The sequence below is a fragment of the Sphingomonas phyllosphaerae genome (assembly GCF_036946485.1).
GTDB lineage: Bacteria > Pseudomonadota > Alphaproteobacteria > Sphingomonadales > Sphingomonadaceae > Sphingomonas > Sphingomonas phyllosphaerae_E.
In genome coordinates, this window is record NZ_JAQIJA010000007.1 from 36,173 (window position 1) to 57,835 (window position 21,663).

Here is a 21,663-nt window from a genome sequence, read left to right on the forward strand (position 1 = left end):
CCCGTCAACAGTCCCGCGGCAAGGCTAGAAGCGCCTGATCCTGCCGCAAGCCACCATCACCGCCGCGGGTCAGCAGCACCGCGGCGGCGCGCCCGTGCCGGTGCCGTAGCGGCGCGCGATCCGGTCGCGGTGGAAGTCGGCGCGGCTCAGCACCGGCTCGCCCGGGTGGTGCGCGGCGCGGTGCGCGCGATAGGCGTCGTAATCGGGGACGCCGACCATCAGCCGCGCGGTCTGCACCGCCCTAGACCAGAACGACATGCGCGCCCTCCGCTTCCTGCGCGGTCGGTTGCGCGCTGGCGAGCGCGCGGCGCGCCACCGCGACACCGTACACGACGATCGCCAGCACCAGCACGACGAAGAACGCGCACACTGCGGCGTCGACACGGTCGTTGAAGACGATCCGCGCCATGTCGGCGGGGGTCCTGGCGGGGGCGAGCAGCCGGCCCTCCGCCAGCGCCTGCGCGAATTTGTCGGCATGCGACAGGAAGCCGATGCGCGGATCGGGGTGGAACAGCTTCTGCCACCCGGCGGTCAGCGTGCAGACCAGCAGCCACAGCGTCGGCGCGATCGTCACCCATGCATAACGCTGCCGCTTCATCCGGAACAGGATCACCGTCGCCAGCGTCAGCGCGATCGCGGCGAGCATCTGGTTGGAGATGCCGAACAGCGGCCACAGCGTGTTGATCCCGCCGAGCGGATCGGTGACGCCCTGATACAGGAACCAGCCCCACGCCCCGACCGCCAGCGCGGTCGCGATCAGGTTCGGCGCGAGCTTCTCGGTGGCGCGCATCGCCGGGATCACACTGCCGAGCAGGTCCTGGATCATGAAGCGCGCGACGCGCGTGCCGGCGTCGACGGTGGTGAGGATGAACAGCGCCTCGAACAGGATCGCGAAATGATACCAGAAGGCCATCAGCGCCGGCCCGCCGATCACGCGGCTGAGGATATGCGCCATCCCGACCGCCAGCGTCGGCGCGCCGCCCGCGCGGCTGAGGATCGTGCCCTCGCCGACATCGCGCGCGATCTGGGTGAGCGCCTCGGGCTGGATGTGGAAGCCCCAATGCGCGATCGCCTGCGCGGCGCTGGTCACGTCGGTGCCGATCAGCGCGGACGGCGCGTTCATCGCGAAATAGACCGCCGGGTCGAGCACGCACGCCGCGATCAGCGCCATCACCGCGACGAAGCTCTCGGTCAGCATCGCGCCATAGCCGATGAAGCGCAGGTCGCCCTCGGTCGCGATCATCTTGGGCGTGGTGCCGCTGGCGATCAGCGCGTGGAACCCCGACACCGCGCCGCACGCGATCGTGATGAACAGGAACGGGAACAGCGCGCCGGCGAACGCCGGGCCGGTGCCGTCGACGAAATGCGTCACCGCCGGCATCTGCAACTCCGGCCGGACGATCAGGATGCCGAGCGCCAAGCCGGCGATCACCCCGATCTTGAGGAAGGTCGACAGATAGTCGCGCGGTGCGAGCAGCAGCCACACCGGCACCACCGAGGCGATGAAGCCGTACGCCATCAGCGCGAGCGCGAGCGTCGGCCCGGTCAGCGTGAACAAGGGCGCGAGGGCAGGGGAGGCGGCGACCTGCTGCCCGCCCATGATCGCCGCCATCAGCAGCACGAAGCCGATCCCCGACATCTCCGCGATCCGCCCCGGGCGCAGGAAGCGGCCGTACAGCCCCATCAACAGCGCGATCGGGATCGTCGCGGCGACGGTGAAGGTGCCCCACGGGCTGTCGGCGAGCGCCTTGACGACGACCAAGGCCAGCACCGCGAGCAGGATGACCATGATCGCGAGCACCCCGACCAGCGCGATCGTGCCGGGGACGCGCCCCATTTCGGTGCGGATCATGTCGCCGAGCGAGCGCGCGTCGCGCCGCGTCGAGCAGAACAGGATCAGCAGGTCCTGCACCGCGCCCGCGAACACCACCCCGACCAGCAGCCAGAGCGTGCCGGGCAGATAGCCCATCTGCGCCGCCAGCACCGGCCCGACCAGCGGCCCGGCGCCGGCGATCGCGGCGAAGTGATGCCCGAACAGCACGTTGCGGTCGGTCGGCACGAAGTCGAGCCCGTCGGCGCGCCGCACCGCCGGGGTCGCGCGCGCCGGATCGACGCGCACGACGCGCGCGGCGATGAACAGCGCGTAGAAGCGATAGGCGACGAGATAGGTGCACAGCGCGGCGGTGACGATCCACAGCGCGTTGACCGGCTCGCCGCGGTGGAGCGCCACCACGCCGAGCGCGCCGGCGCCGAGCAGGGTGATCGCGCCCCAGATCAGCCAGTCGCGCGCGGTCTGCGGGGTGAGCCGTTGCTGCGCCGGCACCGTCGCCGCTGTCATGTCGATCCTCTCGCCTGTGTTCTCGGGCGAGCATCGCATTCCGCCACCGGCAGCGCCAGTGCGGTTTCATGCCGGGCGTCAGGAGAAGGTTTGGTTCACGCGGAGGCGCGGAGGACGCGGAGGTGTCGCGCGTGGGGCACGCGTCATCCTGTCATGCGGGATCGTGAGCGGATCGACAGCGGACCGGCGGGCACGACAGCTCTGCACCTTTGCGTGAACACATATTTTGCCAGCGCTTGATGGGTCGGCCTGCGCCAGCGGGCGAACACCTCGCTCGTTCGTCGCCCCGGACCCGATCCGGGGCCCCGCTTCTTCGGCGGCTGCGGTAAAAGCGGGATCCCGGATCCAGTCCGGGATGACGTGAACGGCGGGTGGCCGGTGAATGGCCACTATCCGCGGGTCGACGTGTCGACTTTGCGACACGTCGACCGGGTACGTCATTTGTCGAGCGTCGCCATGTCGATGACGAAGCGGTACTTCACGTCGCTCTTCTGCATCCGGTCATAGCCCTGCTCGATGTCCTTCATCGCCAGCAGCTCGATATCGGCGGTCAGCCCGTGGTCGCGGCAGAAGTCGAGCATCTCCTGCGTCTCGGCGATCCCGCCGATCAGCGAGCCGGCGATCGCGCGGCGCTTGAAGACCAACGCGCCGACCGAGGGCGAGGGGTGCGGCTCCTCGGGGACGCCGACCAATGTCATCGTGCCGTCGCGCTTGAGCAGCATCAGCAACGGGTCGAGGCTGTGGCTGGCCGCGACGGTGTTGAGGATGAAGTCGAACGTGCCGGTGTGCGCGGCCATCGCCTCCTCGTCCTTCGAGACGATCAGGTCGGTCGCGCCGAGCCGCTTCGCATCGTCGCGCTTGCCGGGCGAGGTCGAGAAGACGTACACTTCCGCGCCCATCGCCGCGGCGATCTTGACGCCCATATGCCCGAGCCCACCGAGCCCGACGATCCCGACCTTGTGGCCCGGCCCGACCTTCCAGTGCTTGAGCGGCGAATAGGTGGTGATGCCCGCGCACAGCAGCGGCGCGACCGCGGCGAGGTCCTGCGCGTCATGGCCGATCCGCAGCACGAAGCCTTCCTTGACGACGATCCGGTCCGAATAGCCGCCGAAGGTATGCCCGCCGAGCACCGGGTCCGGGCCGTTATAGGTGCCGACGAAGCCGGTGGTCTCGCAATATTGCTCCTCGCCCTCGCGGCACGACGCGCACTGCCCGCAGCTGTCGACCATGCAGCCGACCCCGACCACGTCGCCGACCGCGAAGTTGGTGACGTCGCCGCCGACCGCGCTGACGCGCCCGACGATCTCATGTCCGGGGACGCACGGATAGAGCGTGCCGCCCCATTCGCCGCGCGCGGTATGGAGGTCGGAATGGCAGACGCCGCAGAACAGGATGTCGATCGCGACATCGTCGGGTTGGCAGTCGCGGCGCGCGAAGGTGAAGGGGGCGAGCGGCGCGTCGGCGGACGGCGCGGCATAGCCGTGGGCGGTGGTGGTCATGCAAACCCTCGTGGAGATGTAAGTAACACGGTTTCAGCGCCGTAACGACGCGACCGCCGCTGCTCAACGAGCGAGGGGCAGGGGAGTGCCGTGGCGGGCGTGGCGCCGGCGCGCGACCGCCGAAATCGCGACGAGCGCGATGTGCACCCCCTTTACCTTCGCGCGCCGCGTCGCCGGGTCATTCACCAGGCAAATATTTGAGAATCAACCAAAAGGTCTGACAAGCACAATCCTTTGGTCACCAGCGATACGATCGAGGATCTGCAATGAATCGACGACTATTCAGCAACTTACCACAAAATTTTAGTCAAGGATAAAATCTGATAAAATACATTTGTCTGGCAATTGAAATCGTGCGAAGCAGCATAGGTTAGCCGCAACAATGCGGTAGCCTGCTGGGGAGGGGATATATGCGGAAGCTGGAAGCGCGTTGGCTGATCGGTGCATCGATGGCGGCGATCGCCATCGGCGGTTCGAGTGGCGTTGCCGGGGCACAGACAAACGCAGCCTCGACGGAGCAGGGCGGCGGCATCCGCGTCGAACAGGGCAGCAATCCCGATCGACCCACCGGCGCGCTGAACGCGTCGCAGGTCGCGCAACAGGACCAGAACGAGCAGGACATCGTCGTCACCGGCGTTCGTGAATCGCTGCGCTCGGCGCAGGCGCTGAAGCGCAACGCCAGCCAGATCCTCGACTCGGTACAGGCGACCGACATCGGCAAGCTGCCCGACGCCAACACCACCGAAGCGCTGCAACGCATCACCGGTGTGCAGATCCAGCGACGCTATGGCGAGGGCGCGACCGACTTCGATCACCGCACGTCGCCGGCGATCACCGTCCGCGGCCTCACCCAGGTGCAGAACTTCCTCGATGGCCGCGCGGTCTATTCGGCATCGGGCGGCCGCGCCTTCGATCTGGAAGGCATCCCGCCCGAATTGCTCGCCGGGATCGACGTCTACAAGAACGCCCCCGCCAATATCATCGAGGGCGGCGTCGGCGCGGCGGTCAACCTGCGCACGCGGCTGCCGTTCGACCAGCCCGGCCAGACGATCAGCGGCACCGTCCGCGGCAATTACTACGACCGCGTCGACAAGTTCGGCTATTCGGCGTCGGGGCTGTACAGCAACCGCTTCGACACCGGGATCGGCGAGATCGGCATCCTCGCCAATGCGGTCTATTCGACCAGCGCCTATCGCCAGGACGGCATCCTCGCCAACCCGCAGAACCCGATCCCGGCCGGATCGATCGCCGGCGCGCCCGCCAATGCCCGGGCGCCGATGGGGATGCAGGTCTATGACGATCTCGGCGATCGTCGCCGGCTCGGCATCGCCGCCGCGGTCCAGTGGCAGGCGGCGGACAATCTGCTGGTCACCGGCCAGTATCAGCTCGCCAAATACTGGTTCAACCGCCGCGGCGCCTATTATTACACCGTCAACGGCGGCGCGGAGTCCAACCCGCTGCCCGGTTCCACCTTCACGTTCAACAAGGACGGCTATGCGACCTCGGGGTCGCTGCAACAGCAGAATTTCGAGACCGGGCGCTTCGACCAGCAATTGTGGAGCCAGAGCCAGAACTTCACGCTCGGCGCCGACTGGCAGGCGACCGAACGCGCCAAGGTCCATTTCGACGTCCAGTATCTGAAGAGCTATTACAACGCCGATCGCAACGGCCACGTCCTGACGCTGTTCACCGCCACCGGCCAGAACACCGCGACCGGATCGCCGCATCCGTCGATCATCGACTTCGACCTGCGCGGCAGCCGCCCGCGCTGGGACGTGCGCGACAAGGCGCTGCTGACCAACCCCGCCAATTATGCGACGCCGTTCATCGCCGACGCGCTGCAACGCAACACCGCCGATACGCTCGCGCTCGCCTATGACATCGAATATGATCTCGAGGGCGGCTTCCTGCAGAAGCTGCGCGGCGGGGCACGCTATTCGGACAATTCGATCGACCTGCGCGGCACCTGGAACGGCGTCTGCCTCTACGCCACCGGCCCCGATCCGTCCTGCTCGGCGAAGGACGGCACGGCGCTGATCCCGCTGAGCCGCAATCCGCAGCTGGCGATGTCGGCACCGTCACCGCACTTCTTCGATGGCAAGAGCGTGACCGGCGGTCTGCTCTATCCGGCGCTGCCTGGCGGCGGGGGCGTGACCGGCGACGTGTGGAAGCAGACCAAGGCGCTGTACGCGCTGTTCGGCGCCAAGACCAAGGACGCCTTCACCCCCGGCGATCTCAACGCGCAGACCGAAAAGACCTACACCGTCTGGGGCTCGACCGATTATGCGTTCGAGGCGGGCAGCATCCGCTTCGACGGCAATGCGGGCGTGCGGCTGGTCAAGACCGATCTCACCTCGTTCGGGACGCAGTTCAATTCGGACGGCACCACCTCGCCGCTGGCGGTCGACAAGAGCTACACCCGCGCGCTGCCGAGCGTGAACCTGCGCTCGCGGCTGACCGAGGAATTCCAGATGCGCTTCGCCTATTCGAAGGGGCTGGCGCGACCGAATTTCGATCAATTGTCGACCAATCTGACGCTCAACAATGCCAACCAGGTCAATCCGATCACCGGCCGCCCGAGCGCCAGCTCCGGCAACCCGCGGCTCAACCCGATCGAGTCCAACAACTTCGACCTGACCGCCGAATGGTATTTCGCGCCGACCGGATCGGTGACCGGCGGGCTGTTCTACAAGAAGGTCGACGGGTTCCTGGCCAGCGGTACGCTGGTCCAGACCTTCCAGGGCCGCGCCTATGACGTCAGCACCGTGCTCAATTCGGGCAAGGGCACCGTCAAGGGCGCCGAGATCGGCTATCAGCAGTTCCTCGACTTCCTGCCCGGGCTGTTCAGCGGGTTCGGCGTGCAGGCCAATTACACCTATGTCGACTCGAACGTCACCAATCCGTTCGCGGTCGCCGGGTCGGGCATGTCGGCGCAGCTGCCGCTCGAGAAACTGTCGAAGCACAATTACAATTTGATCGGGTTGTACGAGAAGGGGCCGCTGACCGCGCGGCTCGCCTATAACTGGCGGTCGAGCTATCTCGACCAGACGTTCGGGGCGGGCACCAACCAGCCGCAATATGCCAAGCCCTATGCGTCGCTCGACGCCTCGGTGAGCGTCAACCTCAACACCCATGTCGCGATCTCGGCGGATGCGGTGAACCTGACCAACCGCATGAACGTCACCTATATCGGGACGATCGGTCAGCCGCTGCAATATCAGCTCAACGATCGCCGCTTCGGCCTGTCGCTGCGCGCGACCTATTGATGACCCCGGCCGGCCTCTGCTGCTAGGAAGAGGCCGGCATTGTTCGGGGGAGGGCGCCGGTGACGGTTGGGCAGGATCTGGCGTTCGCTCCCGGCGCGACCCTCACCGTGTGGCACGTCGGCCACGAGCGCGAGCCGGTGCTCGTCGTCGACGGGGCGACCGGGCAGGTCGAGGCGCTGCGCACCTTCGCCGCCGGTCAGGCCACCTTCGCGCCGGCCGCCAGCGTCGGCAGTGGCTATCCCGGCCTGCTGGGCACCGCGCCGGTCGCCTATGTCGACGCGATGGTGCGCGCGATCCTGCCACTGATCGCGACGCATTTCACCGGCTGTCCGGTCCGCCCGGCGCGCGCGCGCGGCAATTTCTCGCTGGTCACCACCGCACCGGCCGACCTCACCGCCGAGCAGCGCGTGCCGCATGTCGATACCGCCGACCGGCTGCAATTCGCGACCGTCCATTTCCTGTCGCCGGGCAATGGCGATGGCACCGCCTTCTTCCGCCATCGCGCGACCGGGTTCGAGACGCTCGATGCCGCGCGGCTGCCCGCCTATCAGGCGGCGCGCGCGCACGATCCGGCGCCGCCGCCCCGCTATTGCATCGGTGCCGATGACGGGTTCGAGGCGATCGAGGTCGTCGCTGCCGTGCCCGACCGGCTGCTCCTCTACCGCGCCGCGCTGCTCCATTCGGGGTGGATCACGACGCTGCCCGCGCAGCCGGCCGACCCGCGCCACGGCCGGCTGACCGGCAATCTGTTCCTGCAATGCCGGGTGGACGCATGACCGACAACACACCGCTGCGCAGCATCGCGATCGTGGGCGGCGGCACCGCCGGCTGGATGGCGGCCGCCGCGCTGGCGCGCGTGCTGGGACCGCACGGCCCCGCGATCACGTTGGTCGAATCCGAGGAGATCGGCACGATCGGCGTCGGCGAGGCGACGATCCCGCCGATCCAGACGTTCAACGCGCTGCTCGGCATCGACGAGGCCGAATTCGTCCGCGCGACGCAGGGGACGTTCAAGCTCGGCATCGAATTCGTCGACTGGCTGCGCCCCGGGCATCGCTATTTCCATCCGTTCGGCGTCTACGGCATCGACAAGGGCGCGGTGCCGTTCGAGGCGATGTGGCAGCGGCTGCGCCAGGCGGGGGCGGCGCAGCCGCTGGAGGCCTATTCGATCTGCGCGGCCGCGGCGCGCGCCGGCCGGTTCATGCCACCGCAGCCGGGCAACACGCCGCTCGCGCATATCGGCTATGCCTTTCACTTCGACGCCGCGCTCTACGCGCGCTTCCTCCGCCGCCATGCGGAAGCGGCGGGAGTCGTCCGCCGCCAAGGACGGGTCGTCGAAGTGCTCCGCGGCGACCGCCCCGACCGGATCGCCGCGGTCGTGTTGAAGGACGGCACGCGGATCGACGCGGATTTCTTCGTCGATTGCTCGGGGTTCCGCGGGCTGCTGATCGCCGAAACGCTGGGCGCGACCTTCGAGGATTGGGGCCAGTGGCTCCCCAACGACCGCGCCGTCGCGGTTCCGACCGCCAACAGCGGCCCGCCCGCGCCCTATACGCGCTCCACCGCGCGCGCCGCCGGCTGGCAGTGGCGCATCCCGTTGCAGCACCGCGTCGGCAACGGCCATGTCTATGCCAGCCGGCATCTCTCCGACGACGAGGCGACCGCGACGCTGCTCGCCAACCTCGACGGCGAGCCGCTCGCCGAACCGCGCCAGCTGCGCTTCCGCACCGGGCGGGTCGACCGTTTCTGGATCGGCAATTGCGTCGCGCTCGGGCTGGCGAGCGGGTTCATGGAGCCGCTGGAATCGACCAGCATCCACCTGATCCAGGCCGGGATCGCGCGGCTGCTCGAAATGCTGCCGACCCGTGCCTTCGAGCCGGCCGACACGCGCCGCTACAATCGGTTGATGGCGGCGGAATTCGAGAGCATCCGCGACTTCCTGATCCTGCATTTCCACGCGACCGAGCGACGCGACACCGCCTATTGGCGCGCGCTGGCCACGATGCCGATCCCGGAGACGCTCGCCGAACGACTGGCGATCCATGCGCGGACCGGGCGCGTCTACCGCGAGGCGGACGAATTGTTCACCAAGACGAGCTGGCTGGCGGTGATGGACGGGCAGGGGCTGGTCGCGAACGGCTATGATCCGCTGGCGGCGGCGATGCCGGTCGACGAGCTGCGCACCCGGCTGCAACGGATCGCCGCCGTCACGCACGCCGCGGTCGGGCATATGCCGGCCCATGCCGACTTCATCGCGCGGCATTGCGCGGCGGCCGCACCGGCGCCCGCCCGACCGTAGCAGCAACGGCTCGGGTGATCGCGCCAGCCGCCGCGGGGCGATCAGCCGGCGGTGGCGCCGCGCTGCGCCGCCGCTGCCGCGGTATCGTGCAGGATCGCCGCGGTGTCGGCGGAGAGGCGGCGGACCGCGGCGGCGATCTCGTCGAGCGTCGCGCCCGCCGCGGCCTGATAGTCCGGCCAGCGCGCCGCATTGTCGCCGTTGCTCCAGTGCAGCACATAGGCGCGCAGCGCGGCGTTCACCTCGTCGACCGCGACGATCACCGCCACGATCCGCGCGTCATCCTGTCCGGTGCCGACGCTGGCACCCAGTTTCGATTTGATGAACCAGCGATAATTGTAGAACGCCTTGGCCAGTCGCCAGCGGTGGCCGGCAAGCACCGAAACATTGGTCGGTGCCGCGGGCGATCGCAGCAACGCCTGCTTGTCGGCGATGATGCCGAGGATCACCGCCGTGCTGCTGGACAAACGCTCCGTCTTGGACTGTTTCATCGCCCTCTCCCCGTGGCGACACGCTAGCCGGGCTTGCTTAGCGACTTGCAAACGGCGCCGGGACTATTTCGATGACCAAGATCAAGTCTTCGGGTGCCGGAGCAGTCCCCCGCGACGCTGGATCAGCCGCGGTCCACCAGCGGCGGCGTGTCGCTGCGCTCCAGTTCGACGATCTCGAACGCATGATCGCGCCAACCGCGCTGCCGGGCGGCCTCGGCGAGCGGGGCGCGCTTGCGCTTCGCCTCGGCAAGCGAGGCGGTGTGGCCCCAGAACACCTCGGTGCGGCCGTTGGCGAGCGTGGCGACGACGCGCCAGTAATGGGTGAACGGCTGCGCGGTCGGCCCGATCGTCTTCACATAGCCGTCGGGCAGCCGCGCGGTCAGATAAAGGCGGCGTTTCGCCAACTTACAGGCCGAACGCGGCGGGGGCTCAATGCCCGTAGGTCTTGATGCCGCGGCGGCGCAGCTTCGCACGGCGACGCTTGCGCGCGATCACGATGCCGGTCGGCACCGCGACGATCACCAGCACGCCGATGATCGCATAGGCAACCAGTTCGCGGGAAAGCTCGATCATGCGCGTTGCTGTGGCACGGAAGAACGCCGCTGTCACGCCGTTCGGGCTTGCCCGCGATCAGGCCGGGTCGACCGGCTGGTTCCACGGATCGATGGCACGCGCGCGGATCCAGCGCGTCGCCAGCCATTTCGCCCCGCTGCGCACCGGCAGCCCGGCGTGGCGGCTCGCCGCGTCGGGGCGGCCGTCGGGCAGGGTGTTGAAGAACAGCAGCGCATCGCCGCCGCGCGGCGTGACCGTCACGCCGGGCACGGGAAAATGCGTCTCGCCGCCCGCGAACCCGCCGTTCAGATAGACGAGCATCGTCGCGACGCGCTGGTTGTCGGCACCCTGGATGGTGTCGAGATGCGGGCGATATTCCTGTCCGGGCGCGTAGCGGAGCACGGTCAGCGCCTCGCCCTGCTCGATCGCGGTGCCGCTGGCCGCCGCGATCCGCGCATTGATCGCGCGCACCACGAGGTCTTCGTGGACCGGACCGATCGCGGCGCCGTCCGAGGTGCGGATCGGGTGCGCGACCCGCCGGCCGGTCGCGGGGTCGATGATCCGCGCCGGCTCGAGCATCGCACCCGCGACACCGGCGACATGCGCGCATTCCGCCGCGGTGAGGAAGCCGGGGAAGTGCGCGAGCCGCGGGGTGGTCGCGAGCGGCGTGCCGTGCAGCACGGTCGACGGCCGGCCAGCGGCGTCGAGCGCCATCGCCGCGACCAGCGCCAGCTGCGCGGCCGCGACCGGATCGCCCGACGCCGCGGTGCGGAGCAGCGCCAGCGCCGCCGGCCAGTCGGGGACGCCGCCGCTGCCGTTCGCGGTCAGCGCGACCTCCATCAGCGCGGCGTCGACATGCCCGATCGCGACCGCGCGGCGCAGCCACGCGCGCGCGCGCGGCAGGTCGCGCGCCACCGGCGTTCCGCGCAGATGCCAGACCGCCAGCAGCATCGCCGCCGCGGCATCGCCGGCCGCCGCGCCCTCGGCGAGCGATGTCACCGCCGCGTCGATCTGCCCCGTCGCTGCCAGCCGCTCGGCCCGATCGACCCGCCCGTCGGTCACACGCTCTCTCCCCAAACGAAAAGGGGCCGGACAGCGTCCGACCCCTTTCCCTTACCATGATGCGGCCGGATCAGAAGCGGGCGGTGATGCCCGCGTAGAAGAAGCGTCCACGGTTGTCGTAGATGCCCGAGCCGAGCCCGATGCCGGTCAGGCCATAGGGCGGGTTGACGTCACCGACGTTGTTGACACCACCGTAGAAGTCGACCTTGTCGTTGACCTCGATGTTGAAGTTGATGTCGTTGTAGGTGACCGCCGGATACTTCTTGATCGGCGCATAATCGGTGTTCTGCGGCGGCTGGCCGTTGACGCCGTTATAGTCTTCCCAGGTGTTCAGGTACATGCCGTCGATCCAGCGCAGCGTGTGCCCGATGCGGACCGGTCCGAACGTCAGGTTCGAGAAGATGTTGAACCGGTCGGACGGCAGGCCCAGCTCGTCGGTCTGGACGTTCTTGAACGTCGGCCGCGACGGATCGGTGAAGCGGTCGAGCTGGATCATGTGGTTCCACACGCCGCGCAAATTGGCACGCACGAACCCGAAATCGCGGTTGTAGACGATCTCGGTATCGATGCCGCGCGTGCGGAGCTGCGCATAATTCTGCGGCACGTCGCGGAACGTGCCCTGCAGGATCTGGTACGGCACCTCGCCGGCCGGACCGCCATCGGCCCCGGCACGCTGGAACAGCGCGCAGAACTGGTTGTCGAGCGTCGGCGAGTCATAGCAGGCGTCGAGCGCCTGCTGGACGGTCGGCCCGGTGATGACGTCCTTCACCTTGATGTCGTAATAATCGACCGACACCGACAGGCCCGGCAGGAAGGTCGGCTGGAACACGCCGCCCAGCGTCAGCGAGTTCGACGTCTCCGCCTTCAGGTCCGGGTTGCCGCCGCTGCGGATCTCGATCGACGAGGTATAGGCGAAGTCGTAGCTGGTCGGGATGCCCGCCGCGGCGCAATTGGCCGCGCGCGTCGCCGAGCCGGTGCCGATGTTGCGCGCCGAGCACGGATCGTTCGGGGCCGGGCTGAAATTCTGCCCGAGCGGCGCATAGGTCTCGCCGAGATACGGCGCACGCACCGCGCGCGAATAGCCGCCGCGCAGCAGCAGGTCCTGCACCGGACGCCATTCGACACGGCCGTCCCACGCATAGACGGTGCCCGCGCCGCCCTTGTAGTCGGCGACACGGCCCGCGCCGCTCAGCCGCAGTTCCTTGAACAGGAACACGTCCTTCAACAGCGGGATCGACAGCTCGCCATAGGCTTCCTTCACCTCGAAGGCGGGCGCGTTGAAGCTGGGGATCGCGTTGTAGAAATTGTAGCCGGCCTGGGTGAGCGGATCGAGATCGTAGCTCAGCGTCTCGCGGCGGTATTCGGCGCCGACCGAGAAGCCGACCGGGCCGCCGGGCAGCTCGAACAGCTGGCTGAGATCGCCCGCGACGAAGCCGTTGACGACGAACTGCGTCGCCTTGCCGGTCGCGGTGGTCGGCGAGACCACATAATCGCGCGCGGCCTGGCTGGCCGACCCCTGGCCGAACGGGTTGAGCGGGACGCAGGCGGCCACGTCCGCCGCGAGCCGCGCCGGATCGCCACCGACGTCATCGCCGGCATAGGCGCCGTTGACCTGCGAGCGGCAGACGATCTGCCCGGCGGCGTTCACGGTCGTGTCCTGCGCCAGCAGGAAGCGCTGCGTGTTCACGTTGCCGGTGATGACGCTGTTTTCCTTGTGCTGGCCGTAATTGGCCGACACTTCGTAGTTCCAGTCGTCGTTGAACGTGCCGCGCACGCCCACCACCGCGCGGAACGTGTCACGCTGCAGCCGCTCGTCGCGCGTGCCGAAATCGACCCAGTTGCGCCGCGACGAGAAGCGATAGGTGCCGGCATTGACCTGCGCGATGGCCGCGGCCTGGTTGGCGGCGGCCTGTGCGGCGGTGTTGGTGGCGGTCTTGAACGCCGCGCCGGTGTTCGGGTTCACGCCCGAGTTGATCGCCGCGATCAGCTGCTGCGCGATCGTGCCGCGCGCGGCGGCTGACAGATACGGATTGTCGAGGCGGATACCCTCGCGGTTGACGTTGCTGCTACCCGCGTTCGAGTAGGAGCGATCGGTGAAGCCGGAAATCGTCGCGGCGTCGCCCAGCGTCGTGCCCTGCGAGAAGAACGGGCCGCTCTGCGACCCGAACGCCTCGGTGCGGACGTACTTGGCCTCGATGAACGGCTCGAACGCCGGCGTGACCTCGAAATGGCCGAGGACGTTGACGACGTAGCGGGTCGTGTCGGGCGACAGGACGAGCAGCTTGCCGTCACGCCCGGTCGCGCCGTTGCCGCCGACGAAATTGCCGTTCGGGCCGAGCCCGACGCGCTCGCCGGTCTGCCGCACCAGGCTGCCGTCCGGCTGGAACAGATAGGCGCAGGTGAAGGCCGAGCCGACCGCGTCCGAGCCGCAGCCCGGCGCGCTGTTGGCGTAGCGGAAGCCGAGCTGGCCGCCGAGCCCGATCGTGGTGCTGCGGATGTCGCGATAGAATTTGCGATCGAACACGCCGTCCGACGGCGCGCTGGCTGGATCGGTGTCGACGACGACGAAGCCGTCGTTCTGGCGCAGGTTGCGGCGACCCGCGGCGTAATAATCCTGCTGGTGCGCGAATTCGGCGTTGATCGCGATGTTGCCGCGACCCTCGGCGAAATTCTTGCCGGCGAGCAGCGAGACGATCTGGTTGCCCGCGTCGCCCTTGTCGCTGATGCCGCCCTGCGCACGGATCTGCGCGCCTTCATAGTCGCGCTTGAGTACGAAGTTGACGACGCCCGCGATCGCGTCCGACCCGTACACCGACGACACGCCGCCGGTCAGGATGTCGACGCGCTCGATCAGGTCGGTCGGCATCGTGTTGATGTCGACGGCATTGCCGTTGTTGATGATGTCGGCGGTGACGTGACGGCGGCCGTTGACCAGCACCAGCGTCCGCGCGCGATCGAGGTTGCGCAGCTCGAGGAAGTTGAGCCCGCGCGTGCCGAGCCCCGAGGTCGAGTTCTGCGACCCCAGCGACGGGCGCAGCTGCGGCAGCTGGTTCAGCGCGTCACCGATCGAGATCCGCCCGGTCTGCAGGATTTCCTGCGGGGTGACGGTGGTGATCGGGATCGCCGAATCCTCGTTCGGCCGGCGGATGCGCGAACCGGTGACGACGACGTCGCCGCCGACGTCCGCTTCCGTCGTGTCGGGCTGGCCGCCGAGCGCGCCGGTCTCGGTCTGCGCGCTGGCGACGGCCGGAATGGCGGCAAAGGCGCCGATGATCGCCGTGGCGCAAAGGAAACGCGACAGTTTCATGGATTCTAACCCCTTTTTCATATGGGGTTCATGAAAACTGTTGATTCGCCCAGTGACAAGCCGTGAGCGCGTTTCTGCCGAACTGTAATAAATGTTTCTTAGGCGACAGTCACATAAAAGTCACGGTTGCGAACGGTCCGATCCGGACCCAGATGGCCGGATCTGCCAGATAATTACAATCCGCATTTAGCTCGGGTCATCGGATTGCCGCTATGGGCTTGTAGAAGCAGGAAAGTTGCAGAACAGGCAGTTTGCAACATCCGGAAAGCGTGGCGCAACATCGTGGCGTCACGGTGAAATATTTCACCGCTCGTTACGCCTTCGTTATCTTATCGCAACTTCGCGATCGACAGCCCGTCCTCCTTGGCGCGGTCCTTCACCGATTCCTCGCTGCGCGTCAGCGCCTTGGCGATCGCCTTCAGCGCCATGCCCTTTTTGGCGAGCTGGTGGAGCTTCTGGATCTCGTCGGGACGCCACGGCTGGCGGTGGCGTTCGAAGCGTTCGGCCATGACTTACCTCAACTGGCGGGGATCGAGCACGACGTAGCGGATGCGCGTGCGGTTCCATGTATAGCTGATGTGGACGCGCCCGTCGCGCGACTGGATCACCGCCGGATAGGCGTAACCGTCCTTGATCGGCCGGCTTTCCAGCGTCAGCACCGCGCGCCAGTGCACCCCGTCGTCGGACAAGGCGACGTTCAGCGGCCAGCGCGGGCCGTCGCCGGGGGTGGCGGGATCGTGCGCGGCATGGTTGTAGACGAGCAGCTGCCGCCCGTCGGCGAGCGTCACCGCGTCGGTGCCGGCATTGGGGTTGGGCAGGGCGAGCGCGGCGAGCGGCGACCATGTCCGCCCGCCGTCGCGCGAGCGGCTGGTCGCGACCACGCCCTGTCGCGTCCGCGCGACCAGCGCGAGCGTGCCGTCCCCGAGCGTCAGCACGCTCGGCTGGATCGCCTCCAGCCCGACCGGCGAGGCGATCTCTGGCCCGGCGGTCCACGTCCGCCCGCGATCGGCGGAGCGTTCCATGCGCAGGAACCAGCGGTTCTTTTCCGGCGTGCCGACCTCGCGGCTCGAAGGCGCCAGCCACGTCCCGTCGGCGAGCACGACCGGCTTGTTCTTGATCGGGCCGAGCACGCCATCGGGCAGCCGCACCGGCGCGCTCCAGTGCCGTCCGCCGTCGCTGGAGGTGATGACCATCCCCCACCAGTCGCGCGGATTGGGGCCGACCTTGTAGAAGAGGTGCAGCGGCTCGCCGGGCGGCTGGAACAGCACCGGGTTCCACGTCGGGTAGCGCGCGTCGCGCGCGACTGCGACCGGGCGTTCCCAGCCCTTTGCCGCGCGCCGCGCGAACCAGATCGCGACATCGGGGCGGCCTTCGCCCGACCCGCCGAACCACGCCGCGGCGATCGTCGCATCGGGGAGCGCGACGATCGTCGAGGCATGCGCCTGCGGATAGGGCGGGGCGGGGTCGATGACCTCGGAGGTTAGGATCGCGGAGGGCGCGGCGGCGGTGAGCGCGAGCAGCACGGGCGCGGCGAGCAATAGCCGGCGGGAAGGAGAGGGCAGGGGCATCGCGCGCGGGCTTAGCGTGGTGCGGCAGGGGACCCAAACGTCTTCGAAGGCCGGACCAACCGATCTCCGTCGCCCCGGACGTGATCCGGGGCCCCGCTTCTTCTTCTAGCGGGCCGGCGAAAGAAGCGTCATCCCGGATCAGGTCCGGGATGACGGGAGGCTTACGCCGCCGCCAGCCAGCGCTGCGCCTCGGCGGGGTCGAGGAAGGTGCGGCAATTGGCGCCGACCAGATAGCGCTCGGTCTGCAGCTTCGCGAGATTGTTCGCGACCACCGCCGCGATCGGCAGCGAGGTGACCTTGAGCGCGCGCGGCATCATCGCGGCGAGCGCGTCGACGACCTGCGTCGGCTGGATCGCGGCGGCGCGCAGGTCGGCGAGCACCACGAACGGCCCGTGCCGCAGCCGGATCGCGGTGCCGCGTGCGAGCAATTCGGTGATGAAGGCGGCGGTGACGCTCGCGGTCCAGAAGCCCTCGGTCACGATGTGCAGCGTGCGGTTCGCCGCGTCATAGTCGATGGTGTACATGCGGGCGGCCGGCCTTTCCGTCAGACCGCGCAACTTAGCATGCGATTGTCGACGAAGGATTAATCATGCGCGGGGCGAGCGGCCCGCCCGCGCGCCCTTTAGCGGGCTAAAGCTACCGTTCGTCGCGCGGCGAGAATCGATACCCTATCGAAACGATCGGATATCGGAGGAGCGTCATGATCCTTGTTCGTTGGCTGGCCCTGCCGGGCCCCGTTCTCGCCCAGCCCGCCGTCGCGCAGGTCGCGACCGACAGCGGGAGCGCCACCGACAAGCCGCCGACCGACATCGTCGTCAACGGCCATGCCGAGCACGAACGGGCGGCGGGCGGCGCGCTCGGGTCGCGCGCGATCATCGACACGCCGTTCTCGGTCACCGCGGTCGGCGCGGAGGAGATCGCCGACCGGCAGGTGAAATCGCTCGCGCGCGTCTTCAGCCAGGACGCGTCGGTCGTCGCCAACGGCGATACCTATAGCTTCAACAGCTATTCGCAGACGGTGCGCGGCATCCCGCTCGACGACTATAATTCCTATCGGATCAACGGCGACCCCTTCTACTTGACGACGGTCGAACTGCCGCTGGAATCGTTCGAGACGGTGCAGCTGCTCAAGGGCGCGTCGGGCTTTCTGTACGGGTTCAACGCCCCCGGCGGGTTGATCGACTATCGCACCAAGCGTTCGACGCCCGACGCCTTCGCCAGCGCGGACGTCGGCTTCTCGTCGGACACGATCGTGTCGCAGCATGTCGACCTCGGCGGGCCGACCGGCGCGGGGGTCGGCTATCGCCTCAATGCGACGCACGAGCAGGGCGAGACGTACAGCGGGTCGCACGTGCTGCGGTATTCGGCGTCACTGGGGCTCGACGCACATCTGACCGACACGCTGCTGTGGACCGGCGACGTGATCTATCAGGACCGGCGCATCCGCGGCGGCACGCAGGATTTCTACATCACCGACCCGGACGCCTATGGCGCGACCCACCTGCCGCGGCCGGTGAGCGGGCGCACCAATCTGTCCGCCTATCCCGACCTGTTCTTCAACAGCCACGTCTTCTACGGCGCGACCGGGCTGCGCTGGTCGGCGTCGCCGAACTGGACGGTGCGCGCCGATTACAGCAACAGCCTCGACTGGCGGAGCTACAAGTCGGAGTGGATGTCGCTGACCAGTCCGGCCGGCGATTACCGGCCGCTGCTGTCGACCAACCCGCGTTCGTGGTCGCGCTACAATCAGGTCCAGCTCGACGTCGAGGGACGGTTCGCAACCGGCGCGGTGCAGCATCAGCTGACGTTCGGCGGCAATTGGCAGGGGCTCAACAAATATCTGCCGCTTCAGCGCGTCAGCACATTGGTCGGCAACGAGAACCTCTACGCGCCGGTGGTGCCGATCGCCTATCCGACCGCGTTCACCGGCGGCGTCTACCACAATTACCAGTCGACGCAGCGCGGCGGCTTCGCCAGCGACACGCTGACGCTGGGCAAGGTGTCGCTGATCGCCGGCGCACGGATCACGCGCTTCAGCGAGGATCAGCTCGGCAAGACCGGTACGCGCAGGAATTACACCAAGACGCCGGTCACCCCGGTCGCGGCGCTGCTCTATCATCCGTGGCCGGCCGCGACGCTGTACGTCAGCTATGTGCAGGCGCTGGAGAGCGGGACCACGGTGCCCGACACCTATGCCAATGCGCACGAGACGCTGCCGCCGGTGCGGTCGGAGCAGCTCGAGGCCGGCGTCAAGCTCGAACGCGCGCGCTGGTCGCTGTCGGCCGCCGCCTACCGGATCGCGCGCGGCGCGCAATATCCCAATGCCGCCAACGTCTATGTCTCGGACGGCGAGCAGCGGTACGAGGGGATCGAGGCCGAGGGCCGCATCGCCTTGCCGTTCGGGCTGAGCATCAAGGACAGTGTCGCGATCGAGCGCGCCGTCTATCGCAAGACCGACCCGCTGTTGCAGGGCAAGGCGGTGGAGGGCGTGCCGGGGCTGAAGGACACTGTCCAGCTGACCGAGCAGCCCATTGCGCTGCCCGCGCTCAGGGCGACGCTGGAGGCGCAGCATGGCACCAGCCTGTGGGGCAATGACGTCAACACGTTCCGCGTGCCGGCGGTGACGCTGGTCAATGCACGGGTGAGCTATGTGGTCGATGCCGGCGGTACGCCGGTGACGCTGCGCGCCGAGGTCGACAATCTCGCCGACCGCGCGAGCTGGGGCTTTCTCGGCTCGGGCTATGTCTTCGTCCAGCCGCCGCGAACCGTGCTGCTCAACGCGAGCGTGCGGATCTAGGCGGATCGATAGCCATTACCGCCTCAAGCCGTCATCCCGGACTTGGTCCGGAATCCCGCTTCTTCTTCCCTTGTCGCCAAGAAGAAGCGGGGCCCCGGATCAAGTCCGGGGCGACGGTTAAGGGGGCTCCCCCCTCACGCCAGCGTAAACACCCCCGTCAGCCCCTCGGCTTCGGCGGACGGCGCGACCCACAGCCGGAACGCGCCGGGTTCGGTGGTCGGCTTGAGGTCGCGGCCGGTGAAGCTCAGGTCGGCGCGGGTGAGCGTGAACTCCACCGTCCGGCGCTCACCCGGCGCAAGCGGGACGCGCGTGAACGCCTTCATCACGCGCACCGGCTGCGTCACGCTCGCCACCACGTCATGGACGTAGAGCTGCACGACCTCGGTCGCCGCGACGCGGCCGGTGTTGGCGATCGTCGCGCGGACTGTCAGCGGGGCGGCGTCGGTCAGCGTCTTCGCGCTCAGCCGCAGGTCCGAATAAGCGATCTCGCCATAGGTGAGGCCGTGGCCGAACGGGAACAAGGCGCTGTTCGGCACCTCGCGGAAGTGCGTCTTGTAGGGCTGGAGCGCGCCGGGCGGGTTGGGGCGGCCGGTGCTGCGATGCGCATAATAATAAGGCACCTGCCCGCTGGCGCGCGGCAAGGACACAGGCAGCCGCGCCGAGGGCGACGCCGCGCCGAACAACACGTCGGCGATCGCCGGGCCGTCCTGCGAGCCGAGGAACCACGTCACCAGCAGCGCGGGCGCCTTGGCCACCGCGCCCGACAGCGCGAGCGCGCGGCCGGTGCGCAGCAGCACGACGTACGGCTTGCCCGTCGCGGCGATCGCCTCGGCGAGCGCCTGTTGTTCGGGCGGCACGACGATCGCGGTGCGCGACTGCGCCTCGCCCGACATGTTCTGCGTCTCGCCGATCGCGAGCACCACCACGTCGGCCGCGCGCGCCGCGGCGACCGCGCGCGCCACGTCGCTGCCGTCGTCGACGGTCGCGTCCGGCGCGATCGCGCGCACCGCGGTCTCGAGGTCGACCGCCTCGCGATCGGTGCCATAGACGTTCCACGGGCCGATCAGATCATGGCCGCCTCCCGCGAACGGACCGATCAGCGCGATCTTCCGGCCCGAACGGGGGAGGGGGAGCAGTCCGTTCTCGTTGCGCAGCATGACGATGCTGCGCGCGCCCGCCTCGCGCGCGAGCGCCAGCGTCGCGGGCGTGCGCAGCCGCGCCTTTTCGCGCGCCGGATCGATGCGGCGGAACGGGTCGTCGAACAGCCCGAGCGCGACCTTGAGCGCGAGCACGCGGCGCACCGCCTCGTCGAGCCGCGCCAGCGGCACCTCGCCCTTCTCGACCAGATCCGGAAGGTATTTCAGATACAAGCCGCTCTGCATCGACATGTCGACCCCGGCGAGGAAGGCGAGCCGCGCGGCGTCGCGGCCGTCCTCGGCGAGGCCGTGCGCGATCAGCTCCTCGTCGCCGGTGTAATCGGAGACGACCAGCCCGCCGAATCCCCATTCCTTGCGCAGGATCGTGTCGAGCAGCCACGGATTGGCGGTCGCGGGCACGCCGGACAGATCGTTGAACGACGCCATCACCGTCGGCGCGCCGGCCGCGAACGCCGCCTGGAACGGCGGGAAGTAGATGTCGCGGAGTGTACGTTCCGACATGTCGACACTGTTGTAATCGAGCCCGGCCTCGCCCGCGCCGTATGCGACGAAATGCTTGGCGCAGGCCGCGACCGCGTCGGACGACGCGATGCCGCTGCCCTGAAAGCCTTCGACGCGCGCCGCCGCGATCAGCCGGCCGAGCAGCACGTCCTCGCCCGCGCCCTCGACCCCGCGCCCCCAGCGCGCGTCGCGCGCGATGTCGACCATCGGCGCGAAGGTCCAGTCGATGCCGGACGCCGACGCCTCGACCGCCGCGGCGCGCGCGGTTCGGCGGACGAGATCGGGGTCGAAGCTGGCCGCCTCGGCGAGCGGCACCGGGAAGACGGTGCGCAGGCCATGGATGACGTCGGCGGCGAACAGCAACGGGATCTTGAGCCGCGAGCGGCGCACCGCCTCGGTCTGCATCCGCCGCGCCATCTCCGCGCCATTGCCGTTGAACACGCCGGTCAGCTCGCCGCGGCGGACCATCTTCAATTGCGCGTCGAAGCTGGACGCCGCGCCGGCCGGGTTGAGCGAGATCGCCGCGCCGCCCGCCCAGGCGGCGGCGAGCAGGTTGAGCTGCCCGGCCTTTTCAGTGAGCGTCATCCGCGCGATCAGCGCCTCGACCGCGGCGGGGAGGGGGCGCGCGGCAACGGTGGCCAGCAAGGCACGCGCCGGGCTCGCCGACCATGCCAGCGCTGCGCCCGCGCCGGCCAGCCATGCGCGCCGTGTGATTCGCCGATCCTGTCCGTTCATCCTGCTCCCTTTCCCGCTGCGTCCGCGCGCCGTCGTCTTGCGCGCCATCTACGCCGTCCCGCCGCGCTACCTACGCCGTCGCCCCGGACTTGAT

General features: G+C 68.7%; 16 protein-coding genes. 4 read left to right on the forward strand and 12 right to left on the reverse strand.

Annotated elements, in window-relative coordinates; all coding sequences use genetic code 11:
- Nucleotides 1–69 precede the first annotated feature (69 nt).
- The 3 genes from PGN16_RS19540 to PGN16_RS19550 form a co-directional block, all read right to left on the reverse strand.
- Nucleotides 70–258 carry a YbdD/YjiX family protein gene (locus tag PGN16_RS19540; protein WP_335311025.1) on the reverse strand — a complete coding sequence of 63 codons (189 nt, stop codon included), beginning with the start codon at nt 256–258 and terminating at the stop codon, nt 70–72.
- A complete protein-coding gene (locus PGN16_RS19545) occupies nt 242–2,338 on the reverse strand; it encodes a carbon starvation CstA family protein (protein ID WP_335311026.1) in 2,097 nt (698 codons plus the stop codon). Before PGN16_RS19545 ends, PGN16_RS19540 begins: the two co-directional genes overlap by 17 nt.
- A 437-nt stretch (nt 2,339–2,775) precedes the next feature.
- Nucleotides 2,776–3,837, reverse strand: coding sequence for an NAD(P)-dependent alcohol dehydrogenase (locus PGN16_RS19550; RefSeq protein ID WP_335311027.1), 1,062 nt, complete (start codon nt 3,835–3,837; stop codon nt 2,776–2,778).
- 410 nt (nt 3,838–4,247) lie between these two features.
- Here PGN16_RS19550 and PGN16_RS19555 point away from each other — a divergent pair, with 410 nt between their 5' ends.
- From PGN16_RS19555 to PGN16_RS19565, 3 genes are read left to right on the forward strand one after another with little or no spacing between them, the layout of a single operon-like run.
- Nucleotides 4,248–7,103: a TonB-dependent receptor gene (locus PGN16_RS19555; RefSeq protein WP_335311028.1), complete on the forward strand. Its 2,856-nt coding sequence runs from the start codon at nt 4,248–4,250 to the stop codon at nt 7,101–7,103.
- A 59-nt stretch (nt 7,104–7,162) separates the two neighbouring features.
- Nucleotides 7,163–7,879, forward strand: a complete 717-nt coding sequence (locus PGN16_RS19560; protein ID WP_335311029.1) for a DUF6445 family protein — start codon at nt 7,163–7,165, stop codon at nt 7,877–7,879.
- Nucleotides 7,876–9,402 carry a tryptophan halogenase family protein gene (locus PGN16_RS19565; RefSeq protein WP_335311030.1) on the forward strand — a complete coding sequence of 509 codons (1,527 nt, stop codon included), beginning with the start codon at nt 7,876–7,878 and terminating at the stop codon, nt 9,400–9,402. The genes PGN16_RS19560 and PGN16_RS19565 overlap by 4 nt, the downstream gene beginning before the upstream one ends.
- Nucleotides 9,403–9,443: 41 nt before the next feature.
- On the opposite strand, the gene PGN16_RS19570 is transcribed toward PGN16_RS19565, so the two are convergent.
- The 8 genes from PGN16_RS19570 to PGN16_RS19605 all read right to left on the reverse strand — a co-directional run bounded on the left by PGN16_RS19570 (nt 9,444) and on the right by PGN16_RS19605 (nt 16,903).
- The gene (locus PGN16_RS19570; RefSeq protein WP_335311031.1) at nt 9,444–9,890 is read right to left on the reverse strand and encodes a hypothetical protein; all 447 of its coding nucleotides are present in this window, start codon (nt 9,888–9,890) and stop codon (nt 9,444–9,446) included.
- A gap of 122 nt (nt 9,891–10,012) precedes the next feature.
- Entirely contained in the window at nt 10,013–10,294 is a 282-nt protein-coding gene (locus tag PGN16_RS19575; protein ID WP_335311033.1) for a hypothetical protein, read from the reverse strand.
- A 25-nt stretch (nt 10,295–10,319) separates the two neighbouring features.
- Nucleotides 10,320–10,463 carry a hypothetical protein gene (locus PGN16_RS19580; protein WP_335311034.1) on the reverse strand — a complete coding sequence of 48 codons (144 nt, stop codon included), beginning with the start codon at nt 10,461–10,463 and terminating at the stop codon, nt 10,320–10,322.
- Between the two features lie 57 nt (nt 10,464–10,520).
- Complete coding sequence (locus tag PGN16_RS19585) at nt 10,521–11,504, reverse strand: 2OG-Fe(II) oxygenase (protein WP_335311035.1); 984 nt, start codon at nt 11,502–11,504, stop codon at nt 10,521–10,523.
- Nucleotides 11,505–11,574: 70 nt separating this feature from the next.
- Nucleotides 11,575–14,811 carry a TonB-dependent receptor domain-containing protein gene (locus PGN16_RS19590; protein ID WP_335311036.1) on the reverse strand — a complete coding sequence of 1,079 codons (3,237 nt, stop codon included), beginning with the start codon at nt 14,809–14,811 and terminating at the stop codon, nt 11,575–11,577.
- Nucleotides 14,812–15,140: 329 nt separating this feature from the next.
- Nucleotides 15,141–15,320 carry a hypothetical protein gene (locus PGN16_RS19595; protein WP_028964939.1) on the reverse strand — a complete coding sequence of 60 codons (180 nt, stop codon included), beginning with the start codon at nt 15,318–15,320 and terminating at the stop codon, nt 15,141–15,143.
- A gap of 3 nt (nt 15,321–15,323) precedes the next feature.
- Nucleotides 15,324–16,334 carry a sialidase family protein gene (locus PGN16_RS19600; RefSeq protein ID WP_335311037.1) on the reverse strand — a complete coding sequence of 337 codons (1,011 nt, stop codon included), beginning with the start codon at nt 16,332–16,334 and terminating at the stop codon, nt 15,324–15,326.
- Nucleotides 16,335–16,540: 206 nt separating this feature from the next.
- Nucleotides 16,541–16,903 carry a hypothetical protein gene (locus PGN16_RS19605; protein WP_335311038.1) on the reverse strand — a complete coding sequence of 121 codons (363 nt, stop codon included), beginning with the start codon at nt 16,901–16,903 and terminating at the stop codon, nt 16,541–16,543.
- 176 nt (nt 16,904–17,079) lie between these two features.
- Here PGN16_RS19605 and PGN16_RS19610 point away from each other — a divergent pair, with 176 nt between their 5' ends.
- A complete protein-coding gene (locus PGN16_RS19610) occupies nt 17,080–19,176 on the forward strand; it encodes a TonB-dependent siderophore receptor (RefSeq protein WP_335311039.1) in 2,097 nt (698 codons plus the stop codon).
- Between the two features lie 134 nt (nt 19,177–19,310).
- On the opposite strand, the gene PGN16_RS19615 is transcribed toward PGN16_RS19610, so the two are convergent.
- Nucleotides 19,311–21,569: a glycoside hydrolase family 3 N-terminal domain-containing protein gene (locus PGN16_RS19615; RefSeq protein ID WP_335311040.1), complete on the reverse strand. Its 2,259-nt coding sequence runs from the start codon at nt 21,567–21,569 to the stop codon at nt 19,311–19,313.
- Between the last annotated feature and the right edge of the window lie 94 nt (nt 21,570–21,663).